Genomic DNA, 15,045 nt, shown 5'->3' with positions numbered 1-15,045 from the left:
GGCCCTTGCGCACTCAGCGACACCTTGAAAGTGGTTGATCATTGGCCATGGAGGACTACCCCGGGCGGGCCGCGGCCGACGCCCCCACGCTGACCGACCTGGGCGCGCGGCTGGTGCAGTGCCGTGCCTGCCCTCGCCTCGTGGCGTGGCGGGAGGAGACCGCCCTCGCCAAGCGTCCCGCGTTCGCCGACTGGCAGTACTGGGGGCGACCGGTGCCAGGCTTCGGGCCCGAGGACGCCGCCCTGTTGATCACGGGGCTGGCGCCCGCCGCACACGGCGGGAACCGGACGGGCCGGATGTTCACCGGCGACCGAGCCGGCGACCTGCTGTACGCGACCCTGTACGAGCTCGGGCTGGCCTCCCAGGCAACGGCTACGAGCGCTGACGACGGGCTGCAACTGTACGGCGTCAGAGTGACGGCGCCCGTGCACTGCGCGCCTCCCGACAATCGCCCCACGCCCGGCGAGCGGGACACCTGCCGCCCGTGGCTGACCCGGGAGTTGCAGCTGCTGCGCTCGACGATGCGGTCCGTGGTCGTTCTCGGCGGTTTCGGCTGGCATGCGGCGCAGTCCGCACTGGAGGAGGCCGGCTGGAGCGTGCCCCGGCCACGTCCGGCGTTCGGCCACGGCAGGCGGATGACACTGACGCCGACGAACGGGGGAGGGGGCGCGTTGACGGTGTACGCCTGCTACCACGTGAGCCAGCGCAACGTGTTCACCGGCCGGCTCACCCCCGAGATGCTGCGCGATGTGCTCACCGAGGCCGCGCACACGGCCGGGCTTCCCGTCAGGCGGCCGAACTCGGGGTGACGGGCCCCTTCCGGGTACGAGGCGTCGCCGGGCGATGACCCCGGCGTGATCCACCCCCTGCCGAGGGCATCGTCCCAGGACACCCTCGGTGCGCCCAGCGGAGAAGGCGCGGCCGGCGCGCTGCGCACGGGCATCCGACGCCCCGCCTCCCAGGGCCGCCGCTCGGGAGGATCGCGGCGTGCGCGTGACAGGCCGTGACCGGCGCCATCCATGGCTTTGCGTTCGAGCAGTCATGGTTCGCGTTTCTCGGGGCAGCCGCGTCCTACGGGGCACCCGTCAGCACACGTACGACGTGGCCCCGTTGGCGTACCGCACGAGGAAAGGTTGTTTCATGTCGCAGGTCGAAGAGTCCATCGAAGTCGACGTCCCCGTCCGCACCGCCTACAACCAGTGGACGCAGTTCGACACGTTCCCGATCTTCATGGACGGTGTCGAGAAGATCACTCAGGTCAACGACACCCTCACCCACTGGACGACCAAGGTCGCCGGCGCGGAGCGCGAGTTCGACGCCGAGATCACCGAGCAGATCCCCGACGAGCGAGTGGCCTGGACCACCGTCGGCGGGGAAGCGAGGCAGGCTGGGGTGGTCACCTTCCACCGTCTGCACGACACCAGGACCAAGGTCATGCTGCAGATGGATTTCGACCCCGAGGGCTTCGCGGAGAACGTCGGCGACAAGCTCGGCTTCGTCGAGCGCCAGGTCCACGGTGACCTCGAGCGCTTCAAGCAGTACATCGAGTCCCGAGGCACCGAGACGGGCTCCTGGCGCGGTGAGGTCTGACCCACCGCCTTGAGCCCGCGAGGGCCGCGTCGGCCGCTCCGCATCGAGGAGCCCGGCCACACTCAGCCGCTGCGCGGCGATCGTCGCCAGGCTCAGTCGTCCGGCTGTACGGCGAGACGTCCCGGACCGGCTGGTGGCCCGGAGTTCAGCTACTTCCCCATGGTGGTGAGGAACAGCTCGTCGACGAGGCGGAGGACTGGGCGGACCGCTGGGCGAGCTGTCGCGAGGCACGCTTCCTCGCAGTCCTCCACCACGAGCCGAGCCCAGCGGTCTCTTCTCCGAGACGCTGTGCCGGTGGACTCACACGTAGGACGTAGTCGGTCCCGGTGGCGGCAGCCCGGTGCTGCCGCCACCGCGGATTGCCCGGACTCCACCCAGTCCACTCGGCAGGCGGCGACCACCGCCTCCACCGCCCCGAACGCCACCGTCGCAGGCGCCCTGGCGGCCGTGGGCGTACCCCGGGAACGGACTCGGTCACTCGTCACGCTCAGATAAGCGCGCGGGAAGGGGCGATCCGGATCGCCCGCGCGGAGTAGGACGTCCGTGCGTGGACCTCGGGGGAGTCCTGAGGGCAAGGGTTGCCGACGCCGGCCCCGCCATCCTCAGTTCGCCGCACGCGAGCGTGCGAGCCCTAATATCCTTCGCGTGACCGAAACCTCCTCGCACCTCCGTGCCACAGCAGAGGCCTACGACGCCGTCGCCGTTCTCTACGCAGATCTGGTCCGCAAGGGGCTCGACGGACTCCCGCTGGATCGCGCGGTTCTCGCCGCGTTCGCCGAACTCGCGCGCGCCACCGATGCCGGGCCCGTCGCCGACTTGGGATGCGGTCCCGGATACATGACGGCGCACCTCTGTGACCAGGGACTGGACGTCTTCGGCGTCGACCTTTCGCCGGTGATGATCGACCTCGCCCGCGCGGCCCACCCGGACCTGCGGTTCGAGGTCGGCTCGATGGCCGCCCTCGACCTGGCCGACGGCGCGCTGGGTGGCATCGTGTCCTGGTACTCGGTCATCCATACTCCGCCGCAGGACGTACGGTCGTACCTCGCCGAGTTCCGCCGGGTCCTGGCCCCCGGGGGCATCCTCCTGCTCGGCTTCTTCGAGTCCGAGGGCGGGCCGGTGACGGCGTTCGACCACAAGGTGACGACGGCCTACCGATGGCCGATCGACGAACTGGCTGGCCTGGCCCGCGAGTTCGGCTTCGTCGAGGTCGGCCGCATGCTGCGCGCGCCCGGCGAGGAGGAGCGGTTCCGCCGGGGCCACCTGCTGATGCGGGCGTAGCTCAGAGGACCGCCGGGACCACACGGGGGACAACCACTCCGACACCCCGATCCTCCGCGACGACCACGGCCGGGCCCGGGCACCACTTCCTGGCCACCCATGCCAGGTCACTACTCCAGCGGCAGCGCGATGCACACGCACACGCACACGCACTCGCACTTTCCACGCAAGGCGGAAGTTTCCTGGCACCTACTCCCTGGTCATCCCCGACACTTCCGCAGCAACGCCTGGCTGCGGCCGGGTCCGCATGCCCCAGCGGGCAAGAGACGGGCCGGCAGCACCCAGCGCCGCGAAGAACACCGCCAGCAGCAGCCAGCCCGCCGTGCCGAGGCCGAGCACCACCGTGGTGAGGATCGCGGGGGCAAGAGCCTGGCCCGCGCTGAAGCCGAGGCCGAGGACACCTTGGTACTGGCCCTGGGCATGGTCGGGGGCAAGGCCGAAGCCCAGGGCGAAGCCCGCCGAGGACTCCCAGACCTCTGCCAGGCTATGGACGAAGATCGCTGCCGGGACCAGTCCCGCTGCCGCCCAGACCGGGGTGTACGCCGCCAGCGCCATCATCGGGCAGCTGACGAGGAAGAGCAGCCCCGCGGTGCGAAACGCCCTGCCGCCGTCGTGCGGGCTTTCGATGCGGGAGCCGATCCTGGTCTGCATCAGTACGCAGAAGGCGGCATTGACGGCGAACAGTGCGGCCACCGTCCAGCGCGGCGCTTCGGTGTGTTCGGAGATCCAGATCGGCAGGAGCAGGGAGACCACTGGGTATTGCAGCCCCATGGCCCCGTAGAGGGCGGTGAACGTCAGGAACGGGCGGTCCGTGAAAGCGAGCCAACGACCCTGCTGCGGCGGTGCTGCCAGCACCGGATAGCGGGGCAGCAGGAGCAGAAGCACCGCGCACAGGGCGAAGCTCGCCGCGTTGCCGAGGATCAGCGTGACATAGGCGCCACGGGTGTCCGCGGCCAGCGCCAGCCCGGCACCCACCGTTCCGAGAATGACTCCCAGGTTGACGAAGGTGCGCAACTTGGCCCGGAACAGGGCCGGGCGATCACCCTCGACCCGGACCACCAGAGCGCCCCAGGCCGCCCCACCGGCCGCCGCGGCGATCTGGTCGACCGTCGCGATGATCGTGAGCGCGGCCCAGCTCTCGACGAGGACGAGGGCCGCCATCGACATCGCCTGGACCGCGAGGGCCAGCATCATGATCGTGCGCGCCCCGCGCCGGTCGGCGAGATGCCCTCCGGGTATCCCCGCGCACAAGCCGATCACTCCGGCGATGGTGAGCGCGGCGCCGACCTGCACCGCGGGCAGGCCCACGACCAAGGTGAAGTAGAGCGCCGACGCCGCGTTGAACAGACCGTTGCCGACCCGGTTGACGAAACTGGCGGCGACCAGCACGCGCTCCGGCCTACTGTCCCCCGCCATGCGGGCTATTCGGCCTGCCAGGCTGCCCTTGATCATGGTCGGCAGGCTAGCAGCGGTCGCAGAACCCGCCGTCGAATGCGACCACCACAACGGGGAGTGGCATGGCCGACCTGGTCTACAAGCGGGTGTCGACCGACCAGCAGTCGACCGACCGTCAGGACCTCGTCCTCGCTGAGGCCGGGATCGAGGACCCGACCCTCTTCGAGGAAGAGGTCGGGATCTCCCGCCGCCTCCATCCGGAACGACCGAAGTTCGGCGAACTGCTCGCCTACGCGCGGCCGGGCGACACCGTCCACATCTTCGAGATGTTCCGCCTGGTACGCGGCACCGGTCACATCCTCGACTGGCTCGACGTCCTCCAATCGCGACCAGGTGGCGCTGCGCATCCACGACCGGGCGTTCTCCGCGATCACCTCACCGCCCGACCCCCACGCAGCGGCGAGCTGCTGCCCACCGCGAAGTTCATGGTGCCGACCCTCGCCGCCGCCGACGAACTCCAACGCGACCTCCAGCGGGAGCTGACCTACGACGGACTGCGGGCCGCGAGGCCAAGGGCAACAAGGGCGGGCGCCGACCCGCCGTCCCCGCCGCGAAGACCGGTACCGTCCCACCGCGTACCTGGAGGGCCGGTCCATCGCGGCCCTCGCCCGCGACCACGACGTCAGCCGCGGTGCCATCCGTACCGCCGTCGCCTACCTCCTGCCCGAGTACACGGCCGCCGACCCGGACGCCCCGGCCCCGGTCCCCGGCTCGCGGTGGGGGAGGGTCCAGCCGCCACCCCCAGCCACGTGCGCCGGGCACCGGCCCCCCGGAACCCGTGATCATCAACATCCGCCTACGGATGCGGCTCGCGGGCTGTTTTTATCCCTGCGGCTCACGGGCTGACCAGCGCGTCGATGCGGGCCAGTTCCTCGGTGTCGAAGTCGAGGTTCCTGATGGCGGCCACGCTGTCATCGAGCTGGCGTGCGCTGCTCGCGCCGATCAGGGCTGAGGTCACGCGGCCACCGCGCAGCACCCAGGCGAGGGCCAGTTGCGCCAGGTTCTGCCCGCGGGACCCGGCGATGTCGTGCAAGGCGCGCAGTCGGCCCACCAGGTCCTCAGTGACGGCGTCGCGCTGCAGGAAGGGGCTGGCGCTCGCGGCTCGCGAGTCATCGGGGATGCCGTCCAGGTACCGTCCGGTGAGCAGACCCTGCTCCAGCGGGGAGTAGGCGATGGAGCCGACCTGGAGTGCGTCGAGGGCGTCCAGCAGGCCCTCGTCCTCCGGACGCCGGTCGAGCATCGAGTAGCGCGGCTGATGGATGAGCAGTGGGGTGCCCAGCTCGCCGAGGATGCGAGCGGCCTTGCGGGTCTGCTCGGCCGAGTAGTTGGAGACGCCGACGTACAGCGCCTTGCCCTGCTGGACCGCCGAGTGCAGGGCACCCATCGTCTCCTCCAGGGGAGTCTCCGGGTCGAAGCGGTGCGAGTAGAAGACGTCGACGTGATCCAGACCCAGCCGCCTCAGGCTCTGGTCCAGCGACGACAACAGGTACTTGCGCGAGCCCCATTCGCCGTACGGGCCCGGCCACATCAGGTAACCGGCCTTGGTGGAGATGATCAGTTCGTCACGGTAAGGCGCGAAGTCCGTCTGCAGGAAACCTCCGAGGGCGGACTCGGCGGCGCCGGGCGGCGGCCCGTAGTTGTTCGCCAGATCGAAGTGAGTGATCCCGAGGTCGAAGGCGCGGCGCAGAATGTCGCGCTGGGTCTCCGCTGTACGGTCCGGGCCGAAGTTGTGCCACAGGCCCAGCGAGAGCGCGGGAAGCTTGAGGCCACTGCGTCCGGCTCGCCGGTAGGGCATGTCGGCATAACGGTCGGGGTGTGCGGTGTACAACGCGACTCCATGGCATGAGGACGGGGGAGCCCGGTGGTCGGGCCGAACCCAATCTCCCTCCACCTGCGGGCATCGGTCCAACAGAAGAATCCGATGGAATTCAGCGGATACGCTTCTCAATCATGGAACTGCGCCACCTCCAGCACTTCGTCGCCGTCGCCGAGGACCAGCACTTCACCCGGGCCGCGGAACGGCTCATGGTCTCCCAGTCGGGCCTGTCGGCGTCGATCCGGGCGCTGGAGCGAGAGCTGCGGGCGCCACTGTTCGTACGGACCACTCGCCGGGTGACGCTGACGGAGGCCGGGCGAGCGCTGCTGGGGGAGGCGGAACGGATCCTGGCTCAGGTGCGGACCGCGCGTGAGGCGGTGGCGGCCGTGCAGGGCGTGCTGCGCGGAACACTCGCGTTGGGCACCGAGCAGTGCATCGCCGGAGTGCACGCGGCGGGACTGCTGGCCGCGTTCCGACGGCGGCACCCGGAAGTGGAGATCCGGCTGCGACAGGCGGGCTCCCTCGATCTGGCCGAGGAGGTCGCCGCCGGGCGTCTCGACCTGGCTTTCGCCTACCGCAGTCGGGCCGACTCCGACCAGCTGCGCTCGGTGCCCCTCACCGCCGAGCCGATGGCCCTGCTGTGCCACCCCGACCACCCGCTCGCGTCGGCCGGGCCGGCCCTCGCGCCCGACGACCTCGCTGAGGAGGTCTTCGTCGACTTCCACCCCGACTGGGGCCCGCGACGGGCCACGGACGCCGCGTTCGCCGCCGCGGGCGTACGGCGCAAGGTGGGCCTGGAGGTGAACGACGTACACAGCCTGCTGGATCTGGTCGACGAGAACCTCGGAGTCGCCGCCGTTCCACGGCACTTCCGACACAAGCGCGAGTCCCTGAGCGCCATACCCGTGAAGGGCACGGGCGAGTCGGTCTACGAGACGGTGGCGCTGCTCCCGCCCCCGCAGGCCACCAGCCCTGCCGCCCGCGCCTTGATGGCATTCCTTTGAAGCGCGACCACGCGGAGCGGTGCCTCCGCCGGGTGAAACAGCGGCCTGGCACAGCGACCCTGGTAGGGGAAGGACCGCCGGCCTGCGCGATCGGCCGCGACCACGCGGAGCGGTGCCTCCGCCGGGTGAAACAGCGGCCTGGCACAGCGACGCTGGCAGAGGAGGACCGCCGGCCTGCGCGATCGGCGCGGAGCTGTCGCCCCCCCGCGGTGGAGCGGCGGCGGGCTCGACCGCTGGTCCTCAGGGCATCGGCGTAGCCGTCCGGGGGGCGGGCGCTGCGCCGGTGACCGTCCAGGCGGCCGTACCCCACAAGGAGAGCGCGGCGGTGACGCCGACCACCAGGCGCACCGTCGAAGCCGGGCTCTCGGTCGCCCACACGGCGAGGCCGGCCAACCCCGCCAAGATCAGGAGGACGGCGGGGACACGCAGACGCGGCTGCTCGAAGACCACCGCGAGAGGAAGGAAATGCAGTCCGACCACCAGCGCGACCAGTGGCGGAATCAGCACCGGGAAACCGGCACGGCCGCACACCACGGCGATGGCGATGATGAGGATCCACTGAAGTGCGTTGACCTGGTTGAACCGCCGCCGGCGCTCGGCCGGGAACGGTCCCCCCGCGGATGCGGGCAGGAGCCGCCTCGCCGCCACCATCAGACCCAGCGCGAGTAAGCACCCCACGACGATCGCGACCGGCCGGACCCAGCCGTCGAACGCACTTGTGCCCAGCAGCCACCAGCCGACACCGAACAGCGCGAGGAACCCCACCCCTGACTTGAACATGTCCGCACTGTAGTGCGGTTCTGTCCGGGTGGAGGGGGATCCCGGTGCTTTGCCCCGTGCCTTCGTTCTGGAGTTGCCGGCCTGCGCTGCCGATAGGCCGCCGAAGGCCTCACTGACCGGGCGGCGCACCCCTGTCTGCCAGGACCCGACCCGATCCAGGCCTACGGGGCGGCCAACGGCTCGATCACCGCCCACGCGGCGTCAGAGACCTCATCCCCCGATACCGCTGTCGTGCTGCATTACGCCGTCGGCGGTCGCGGCGGAATCCGCTTGTCGCACGGCCCCAGTGAATTGGGTGGTCCCCACGACCTTGAGCAGGGCGAGGCGCTCGGCGGTGTCGCTGCCGACGGGCGGGGTGTAGAGGATCACCCGCTGGTCTCCTTGCGGGGCGAGCAAGGTCTGGCAGTCGAGGTCGACCGGGCCGATCAGCGGGTGCAGCACCCGCATGCGCGTGGCCCGGCGTACGGCGACCTCGTGCAGTTCCCACAGGGCGCTGAACTCCTCGCTGGCCTCTCTCAGCCGCTCCACCAGACGCGTCGCCGCGGCATCACCCGCCCGCCGGCCCACGGACGCCCGCAGGTCGGCGACGTGCAGACGGCTGTAGTAGTCGTGCTCATCAGGCGGGTAGGCGGCACGCTGGGCAGGATCGGTGAACCAGCGCCAGATGGTGTTGCGACCGTGCTCGGACACGGTGCACACCCCGCCAAGAAGTGCCTCGGCCATGGCGTTCTGGGCCAGGACATCACCCAGATCACTGAGTACCTGGACCGGGGTGGTGGGCAGTTGGTCCAGGAGGTGCAGCAGCCCAGGCCCGACGTGGTCGCCGGATACCCGGCCGGCGGGCGGGCGTCGACCGGCGAGGAGATGGAGGTGGTCGCGTTCGTCCTCGGACAGGCGCAGGGCGCGGGCCAGCGCGGCGAGCATCTCCGGAGACGGCTGCGGGCTGCGGGCCTGTTCGAGGCGGATGTAGTAGTCGGCCGACATCCCGGCGAGCTGGGCGACCTCCTCGCGGCGCAGCCCCGGAGTACGCCTGCGCTGCCCGACGGGAAGACCCACATCCTGCGGGCGCACCCGGTCGCGTGAACGGCGCAGGAAGTCGGCGAGAGCGGCACGGTCGATCGTCATGGTGATCATCCTGCAGTACGCGTCGACGGCTCAACCAGGGACTCCCGATCCCAGGGTGAAGAGGTCTCTCCCGGCCCGGTCGCCACGGCGGCAGAGTGAGTCGGGCCGGAGCACCGGGCCCCGGCGACCCAAGACAGGGAGCGTTCCATGGCCACCATCACCGTCGACGGCGCACACGTCCACTACGAGAAGACCGGCCCCGGCGCCGGCCCCGCGCTCGTCCTGGTCCACGGCACCGGATCGGGAGGTGCGGCCGTCAACTGGGGGCAGACCGTGCCGCGGTTCACCGAACACCGCACCGTCATCACCCCCGACCTGTCGGGCACGGAAGCCACCGTCGACGACGGCGCCCCGCTGACCGCAGAAGGGCTCGCCGCCCAGGTCATCGCCGTCATCGAGGACGCGGCCGACGGACCTGTCGACCTGCTCGGCTTCTCCATGGGAGTGACCGTCGCCGCCACCGTCGCCGCACTCCGTCCCGACCTCGTACGACGCCTGATCCTGGTGGCAGGCTGGGCCCACACCGACAGCGACGAGTACCTCCGCAGCCTCTTCACGCTCTGGCAGAACCTCGGCACCAGCGACCCCGCCTCCTTCGGCCGCGCCGTGGCGATGACCGGCTTCAGCCGCGGCTTCCTGAACACCATCGGGCGCGACGAGTTCGAGGCACTGATCCCCAACATGCCGCCCACGCCAGGAACTCTGCGCCACATCGCCTACGACTTGCGCGTCGACATCCGCCACTTGCTGCCCCGCATCGAAGCCCCCACCCTTGTCCTCGGCGGCACGCAGGACATCACCGTCCCCGTCGAGCACAGCCGCGCCCTCCACGCCGCGATCCCGTCCAGCACCTACGCGGAGATCGACGCGGGCCACGTGATGTTCTTCGAACAGGAGGACACCTTCGTCAAGCTCGTGACCGACTTCATCGAAGAGCACACCTTCCTCACGCCGTGACCGGGCACGCCCCCGCTCCACCGGCACGGGCCAGTCATGAACTGCCCAGCCTCACGGCGGCTTCGCCACGGTTTGCGGCTGATCGGTCCGGGGGCTGCGGTGGGCCGACCACCGCCGCACCTCGGAGGCCATCGCGTGGAATCACCGCACCTGCCGGGGAAAGGGGTGCCGGGGCGGTTCGAGCCCCGGCGATCACGGGCTTGGACGCTCCCGCGACGGCCTGAGGAGCGGTCGCGGAGGGAGCACGACAACCCACCTCGTCAGCGACAGCCATGCACGACCCCCTGACTTCCGCGTCACCGCAGGCCAGGCGGCTTCTCGGCACGCCGGTGACATGGCCACGGAATCTACAGGCCCAAGCTTGTGACGAAGGCCGAGAAAGTCGGTGCTACAACCCGCCACTGGCACAGAAGGGGATCCGTCCAGAAGTCGCTGCCGACAACGCGAGGGTCCGAGGGATCAGTCCGGTAGTCGAGCGCCAGGGCGCCGTCATCACCAGGGTTGCGAGTGACGGCGATCAGCACCGCCTGTTCAACGTCAAGCCATGGCAGTTCGAGCGGGGCGGTGGCCCTGCTTCCGCGTGCCTCGCGGAAGAATGCGGAGTGTGGATCGTCCGCGAACATGTCCATCGATCGGGACGCGAACCCCATCTGCTCGGGGTTCGACACGAAGGCAAGCGGGTCCTCGAACCACGGGATGACCTCTGCCAGCACGGCATCGCCCGGGTGACGCCAGAGATCGCGATCGATGAGGGACGTCAATCGGGCGGGCAGAGCAAGTCCACGGACTATCGAAGGCGCCATGGCGCACAGCTTCGCACGGCAGGATGACTCTGCTGCGGCCGACCAATGCCACGAAGAAGACACGCCCTACGGGTGGTTGGCGGAGGATGGGCGAAGCCGCTGCCGGAGCGCGACGGGGCAGTAAGTTGGGTGGATGTCTACGCTGCCTGTGGTTCTGTTGCTGTCCGGAAGCCTGCGGACCGGTTCCTCCAACGAGGCCGTGCTGCGTACCGCGCGGGCGGTGGCCCCCTCGCAGGTGCGTACCGTCATGTACGACGGCTGGGCGGCGCTTCCGCACTTCAACCCCGATGACGACACCGATCCCCTCCCGGCCCCCGTGGCCGAGTTGCGCGCGGCGATCGACGAGGCGGCCGCTGTCTTGATCTGCACCCCGGAGTACGCGGGCACCCTGCCGGGCGCGTTCAAGAACCTGCTGGACTGGACGGTCGGGGGCACCGAGATTTGCGACAAGCCCGTGGCCTGGGTCAACGCGGCCGCCCCCGGCCGCGGCCAAGGCGCGGAGGAAACGCTGCGGACAGTGCTCGGCTACACCGGCGCGAACATCGTGGAGTCGGCCTGCGCAAAGATTCCGGTGGACCGCCGGATGGTGGATGCAGACGGCGTCATCACCGATGAGGAGGTGCGCGAGCAGCTCGGCAAGGTGCTTGGGCTGCTGGCGCAGGTCCACGGAAGGGCCGCATCGCTCGACCAGGCATAGAGCGGCGGTTGCGGCGGAAGCTGTAAGCCGTCCGCCAGGGCCCGGGCCTCTCCGTAGATCCCTCCAGGGCCGGGCCGTACGGAACTTGAACACGATGCCCTCAAAGCCCTGGCGGTGATCCCGCCACGGCCACGAGCCCGGCCACAGGATGGGGCGGGTGTCAGCCGATGAAGGACTCCGGGCCGAAGCGGCCCCACGCCAGGAACCCCGCCAGGACGAGGTAGACGAGGTCGACCGTGGTCGTGGTCCTCTCGCCCCGACGGAGCCGCATGGTGATCGCGCCGATGAACAGCAGGACGAGTCCGGTGGCGGCCAGCGGTACCAGGACCGGCGCGATGTCGAGCACGGCGGGCAGGATCAGTCCGGCCGCTGCCAGGACCTCGACCGCGCCGATGGCCTTGAGGGCGGCGGGGCTGAAGTCGTGGACCCACTGCGCGGAGGCGCCGCCCATGGCGGCCATCTTCTCCTGCGGCACGAACAGCTTGGCGCTGCCGGCCAGGCAGACGGCGGCCAGCAGTCCGGCGGTGATCCACAGCGCGACGTTCATCGTCAACTCCTTGATCGAGGTCTTCCGTACCCGAGACGAGGCAGGGGCCCGTCCTGTGACATCTCCGAACGCCTCCCGTGGAGAGACGTGGGTCACATCCCGCCGTGTCACAGCCACGCGGGCTGCCTCGTCTCGGGCAGTGAAGTCACCAATCGGCACGAGGAGCACACGATGGACGCACGACTGAACTACTTCGCCAGCCCGACCGCAGGCAAGGCCCTCAAGTACTTCATGTCGGCCGGGAAGGCGCTGAAGGAGTCGTCGCTGCCGGCCACCACACAGGAGCTGGTGGCACTGCGGGTGAGCCAGATCAACGGATGCGCGGTCTGCATCGACATGCACACTAAAGAGGCCGCAGCCGCCGGCGAGACGGCGGTCCGGCTCGCTCTGGTGGCGGCGTGGCGGGAGGCGAGGGTCTTTACCGAGGCCGAGCGGGCCGCCCTGGAGCTGGCGGAACAGGGAACCCGGGTCGCGGACGCGGCCGACGGGGTCAGCGACGAGGTCTGGGCCCGCGCCGCGCAGCACTACGACGAGGACCAGCTCACCGCCCTGGTGATCCTGGTCTCGTTCATGAACACGGTGAACCGGCTGAACATCATCACCCAGCAGCCCGCCGGTGACTACGAGGTCGGCCAGTTCCACTGAACAGCCGTTAGCCCGCGCCCCGGCCCAGGCCGTTCGGGGCCGGGGCGCGCCATGTGGGGCGCGGGCGTTGTTCACCCGCCCACAAAATTGGATGATCACCAAAGGATGTCTTGCCGGCGCCGGCCCGGCCGGCGGGCCAAGGAACTGCGAGGGGGAGACCGCGTGAGCAAGGTCGAGGAGTTCGAGGAGCTGCGGCCGCTGCTGTTCTCGATCGCGTACCGGATTCTGGGCAGCGTGAGCGAGGCGGAGGACGCGGTCCAGGAGACGTGGCTGCGCTTCGACGCCTCGACGACCCGGCCCGTGTCGGCCAAGGCGTTCCTGTCGGCCACGGTGACCCGTATCGCGATCGACGTCCTGCGCTCCGCCCGGGTGAGACGGGAGGAGTACACCGGACCGTGGCTGCCCGAGCCGCTGCTGAACGATCCGTACGAGGACCCCGAACGCGCGGCCGAGCTGGCCGACTCGGTGTCGATGGCGGCGCTGCTGCTCCTGGAACGGCTCAGCCCGCTGGAGCGGTCGGTGTTCGTGCTGCGGGAGGTCTTCGCCTTCGGCTTCGACGAGATCGCCTCGGCTGTGGGGCGCTCGGAGGCGGCCTGCCGGCAGCTGCTGGTGCGGGCGCGCCGCCACATGAGCGAGGGGCGCCCCCGGTTCGAGGCGGACCGCCGGCAGCGGCAGGAACTGGCGACGCGGTTCTTCGAGGCACTGTCGCAGGGTGACGTGGGCGGGCTCCAGAACCTGCTGTCCGCCGACGTCCAGCTCGTCGGGGACGGCGGCGGCAAGGCCCCGCAGCTGGCCAAGGCCGTCGTCGGCGCCGAGAGCGTGGCCCGCCTGCTCGCCTCCGTCTACCCGCTCATGGCCCGGATCGACATCACGTGCGAACAGCACGAGATCAACGGCCAGCCGGGCGCGGTCTTCCGTGACCGGGACGGCAAGGTCCTCCACGCCCTGGCCCTCGACGTCCTCGACGGTCAGATCCAGAGCATCCGCTCGGTCATCAACCCCGACAAGCTCGGCCATCTCGGCCCCGTCGCCGACGCCTGGGCCGTCGACCGGGAGGTGAAACAGGCCCGCAAGCGGACGCAGTGACCTCGGGACCAGCCTGGCAGCGCAGGACCGGACGCTCCCGAGCAGTTGCAGGCCGGCTCGTACCCGAGCTCCTTGCCGACGAGGAGGTGGATCATTCAGGGAGAGATCCAGTGGCCCCCGGCTCCGGCAGCGGAGAAGTCGAGCAGCTCGCGCCCAGGTCCTTCTCGTGCTCGGTACCCGCCGCCGCCCCCTGCCCGTACCCGAGCGGGTGTCAGTGCGGGATCTTTCGGGGCGGGCGCGCGACAACTTCGTCACGGAACTCCGCGATCGCACTGCTGACCTGGCGCATCAGATGCGTGTCCTCGATCCGGTCGAGGTAGAGGCATCGGGCGGCCAGTCCCTGCAGTTCGAAAACGAAGCACAGCGACATCAAGGGGTTGATGAACAACTCGCTGTCCCCGGTGCGCGGGGTGAACCGGACGTCGCCGAAGGAGCCACGGACCGCAGCCGCGACAGAGCCGTTGACGATGCTGGGGTGATCGGGGGTGTGGTCCTGCGCGTGGGCGACCGCGTCCAGGTAGAGCGCGCCCTCCCGCGTCGCACGGGATATCGAGAAGGCGCCGAGATAGGCGCCTTCGCGCTCAAGCGCCGCCATGTTCTCCAGCACCAGGCCGTGACTGACGCCGTGGTACGCGTCGACGCCGAAGCCGACGGACACCACGAAGCGTTCGGGTACGTCGTCCAGTCCGGCCAGCGCCGCCACGCTGGTCAGGTCCTCCTCCGGAGTCCCGAGACCCGCCTCGTCGCCCCGCATCAGGATGTCGGTGCCGCCGTCGACCAGGACCACTGCGTCGATCCGGTGGTGGTCGATGAGCGCTCGGTACGCCGCGCGCAGCGGCTGGACACCCGTGCGAGGAAACGCGTGGACGGTGCTGGGGTAGCGGTGCAGTGCAAGCCACTGGGCCAGGGTCCGCTCGGGGAAGTAGGCCTGGTGCGGTGCGGAATGGGGGGTCACCGCCACCACGTCCGGCGCGAGCCAGTCGTCCATGGGCAGCCCTTCGACCGCGCTGAACGTGAGGTTTGCCAGATGGACCTCCTTGCCCTGGTGCATGAGGGCAAGGGCTATCGGCAGGCCTGAGTAGATGTCGAAACCGCCTCCGGCACCGGCGACGAGTACACGCTCGGCACCTTCGAGGCGGGAGAACAGGGGATTGATGTGCAGGGCCGTCATGCTGATCAGTGTGTGGCGTGCGGTGGGCGCACGCTCGTGAATTAACACAACGTGGATCCCGCCCATCGAGCGCCACGACGTCGCGGCG

Annotated in this window: 16 protein-coding genes; 9 read left to right on the top strand and 7 right to left on the bottom strand. The window is 70.1% G+C overall.

Annotation, left to right across the window (positions count from 1 at the left end):
- Positions 1-47 precede the first annotated feature (47 nt).
- From J7E93_RS28185 to J7E93_RS28175, 3 genes are all read left to right on the top strand, one after another.
- The gene (locus tag J7E93_RS28185; RefSeq protein WP_215072799.1) at positions 48-809 is read left to right on the top strand and encodes a uracil-DNA glycosylase; all 762 of its coding nucleotides are present in this window, start codon (positions 48-50) and stop codon (positions 807-809) included.
- 331 nt (positions 810-1,140) lie between these two features.
- Positions 1,141-1,590, top strand: coding sequence for an SRPBCC family protein (locus tag J7E93_RS28180; RefSeq protein WP_215072798.1), 450 nt, complete (start codon positions 1,141-1,143; stop codon positions 1,588-1,590).
- Between the two features lie 645 nt (positions 1,591-2,235).
- Positions 2,236-2,871 (top strand): class I SAM-dependent methyltransferase, encoded by a 636-nt coding sequence (locus J7E93_RS28175; protein WP_215072796.1) that lies wholly within the window; start codon positions 2,236-2,238, stop codon positions 2,869-2,871.
- Positions 2,872-3,060: 189 nt separating this feature from the next.
- Here J7E93_RS28175 and J7E93_RS28170 read toward each other — a convergent pair whose 3' ends face one another.
- Positions 3,061-4,323: an MFS transporter gene (locus J7E93_RS28170; RefSeq protein WP_215072795.1), complete on the bottom strand. Its 1,263-nt coding sequence runs from the start codon at positions 4,321-4,323 to the stop codon at positions 3,061-3,063.
- 65 nt (positions 4,324-4,388) lie between these two features.
- Between J7E93_RS28170 and J7E93_RS28165 the strand changes: the two genes are divergently transcribed.
- A complete protein-coding gene (locus J7E93_RS28165) occupies positions 4,389-5,108 on the top strand; it encodes a recombinase family protein (protein WP_251067203.1) in 720 nt (239 codons plus the stop codon).
- 53 nt (positions 5,109-5,161) lie between these two features.
- Here the strand turns inward: J7E93_RS28165 and mgrA are convergent, their stop codons facing one another.
- Entirely contained in the window at positions 5,162-6,154 is a 993-nt protein-coding gene (gene mgrA / locus J7E93_RS28160; protein WP_215072794.1) for an L-glyceraldehyde 3-phosphate reductase, read from the bottom strand.
- A gap of 122 nt (positions 6,155-6,276) precedes the next feature.
- Here mgrA and J7E93_RS28155 point away from each other — a divergent pair, with 122 nt between their 5' ends.
- Positions 6,277-7,146 carry a LysR family transcriptional regulator gene (locus J7E93_RS28155; RefSeq protein ID WP_215072793.1) on the top strand — a complete coding sequence of 290 codons (870 nt, stop codon included), beginning with the start codon at positions 6,277-6,279 and terminating at the stop codon, positions 7,144-7,146.
- Positions 7,147-7,386: 240 nt separating this feature from the next.
- On the opposite strand, the gene J7E93_RS28150 is transcribed toward J7E93_RS28155, so the two are convergent.
- Both J7E93_RS28150 and J7E93_RS28145 read right to left on the bottom strand, forming a co-directional pair.
- Positions 7,387-7,926, bottom strand: coding sequence for a hypothetical protein (locus J7E93_RS28150; RefSeq protein ID WP_215072792.1), 540 nt, complete (start codon positions 7,924-7,926; stop codon positions 7,387-7,389).
- A gap of 210 nt (positions 7,927-8,136) precedes the next feature.
- A complete protein-coding gene (locus J7E93_RS28145) occupies positions 8,137-9,060 on the bottom strand; it encodes a helix-turn-helix transcriptional regulator (protein ID WP_215072791.1) in 924 nt (307 codons plus the stop codon).
- A 138-nt stretch (positions 9,061-9,198) separates the two neighbouring features.
- Here J7E93_RS28145 and J7E93_RS28140 point away from each other — a divergent pair, with 138 nt between their 5' ends.
- On the top strand, positions 9,199-10,008 hold the full coding sequence (locus J7E93_RS28140; protein ID WP_215072790.1) for an alpha/beta fold hydrolase: 810 nt from the start codon (positions 9,199-9,201) through the stop codon (positions 10,006-10,008).
- Between the two features lie 347 nt (positions 10,009-10,355).
- Here J7E93_RS28140 and J7E93_RS28135 read toward each other — a convergent pair whose 3' ends face one another.
- The gene (locus tag J7E93_RS28135) at positions 10,356-10,811 is read right to left on the bottom strand and encodes a hypothetical protein (RefSeq protein ID WP_215072789.1); all 456 of its coding nucleotides are present in this window, start codon (positions 10,809-10,811) and stop codon (positions 10,356-10,358) included.
- Positions 10,812-10,944: 133 nt separating this feature from the next.
- On the opposite strand from J7E93_RS28135, the gene J7E93_RS28130 reads away from it, so the two are divergent.
- Positions 10,945-11,508 (top strand): NADPH-dependent FMN reductase, encoded by a 564-nt coding sequence (locus J7E93_RS28130; protein ID WP_215072788.1) that lies wholly within the window; start codon positions 10,945-10,947, stop codon positions 11,506-11,508.
- Positions 11,509-11,668: 160 nt separating this feature from the next.
- Here the strand turns inward: J7E93_RS28130 and J7E93_RS28125 are convergent, their stop codons facing one another.
- Positions 11,669-12,055: a DoxX family protein gene (locus tag J7E93_RS28125; RefSeq protein ID WP_215072787.1), complete on the bottom strand. Its 387-nt coding sequence runs from the start codon at positions 12,053-12,055 to the stop codon at positions 11,669-11,671.
- A gap of 171 nt (positions 12,056-12,226) precedes the next feature.
- Between J7E93_RS28125 and J7E93_RS28120 the strand changes: the two genes are divergently transcribed.
- Entirely contained in the window at positions 12,227-12,700 is a 474-nt protein-coding gene (locus J7E93_RS28120) for a carboxymuconolactone decarboxylase family protein (protein WP_215072786.1), read from the top strand.
- Positions 12,701-12,862: 162 nt separating this feature from the next.
- Positions 12,863-13,786: an RNA polymerase sigma-70 factor gene (locus tag J7E93_RS28115; protein ID WP_215072785.1), complete on the top strand. Its 924-nt coding sequence runs from the start codon at positions 12,863-12,865 to the stop codon at positions 13,784-13,786.
- A gap of 211 nt (positions 13,787-13,997) precedes the next feature.
- On the opposite strand, the gene J7E93_RS28110 is transcribed toward J7E93_RS28115, so the two are convergent.
- Positions 13,998-14,957: a DUF1152 domain-containing protein gene (locus tag J7E93_RS28110; protein WP_215072784.1), complete on the bottom strand. Its 960-nt coding sequence runs from the start codon at positions 14,955-14,957 to the stop codon at positions 13,998-14,000.
- Positions 14,958-15,045: the final 88 nt, after the last annotated feature.

Source organism: Streptomyces sp. ISL-36 (genome assembly GCF_018614205.1).
Classification (GTDB): domain Bacteria; phylum Actinomycetota; class Actinomycetes; order Streptomycetales; family Streptomycetaceae; genus Streptomyces.
This window is presented reverse-complemented; position numbering and strand designations above follow the sequence as displayed.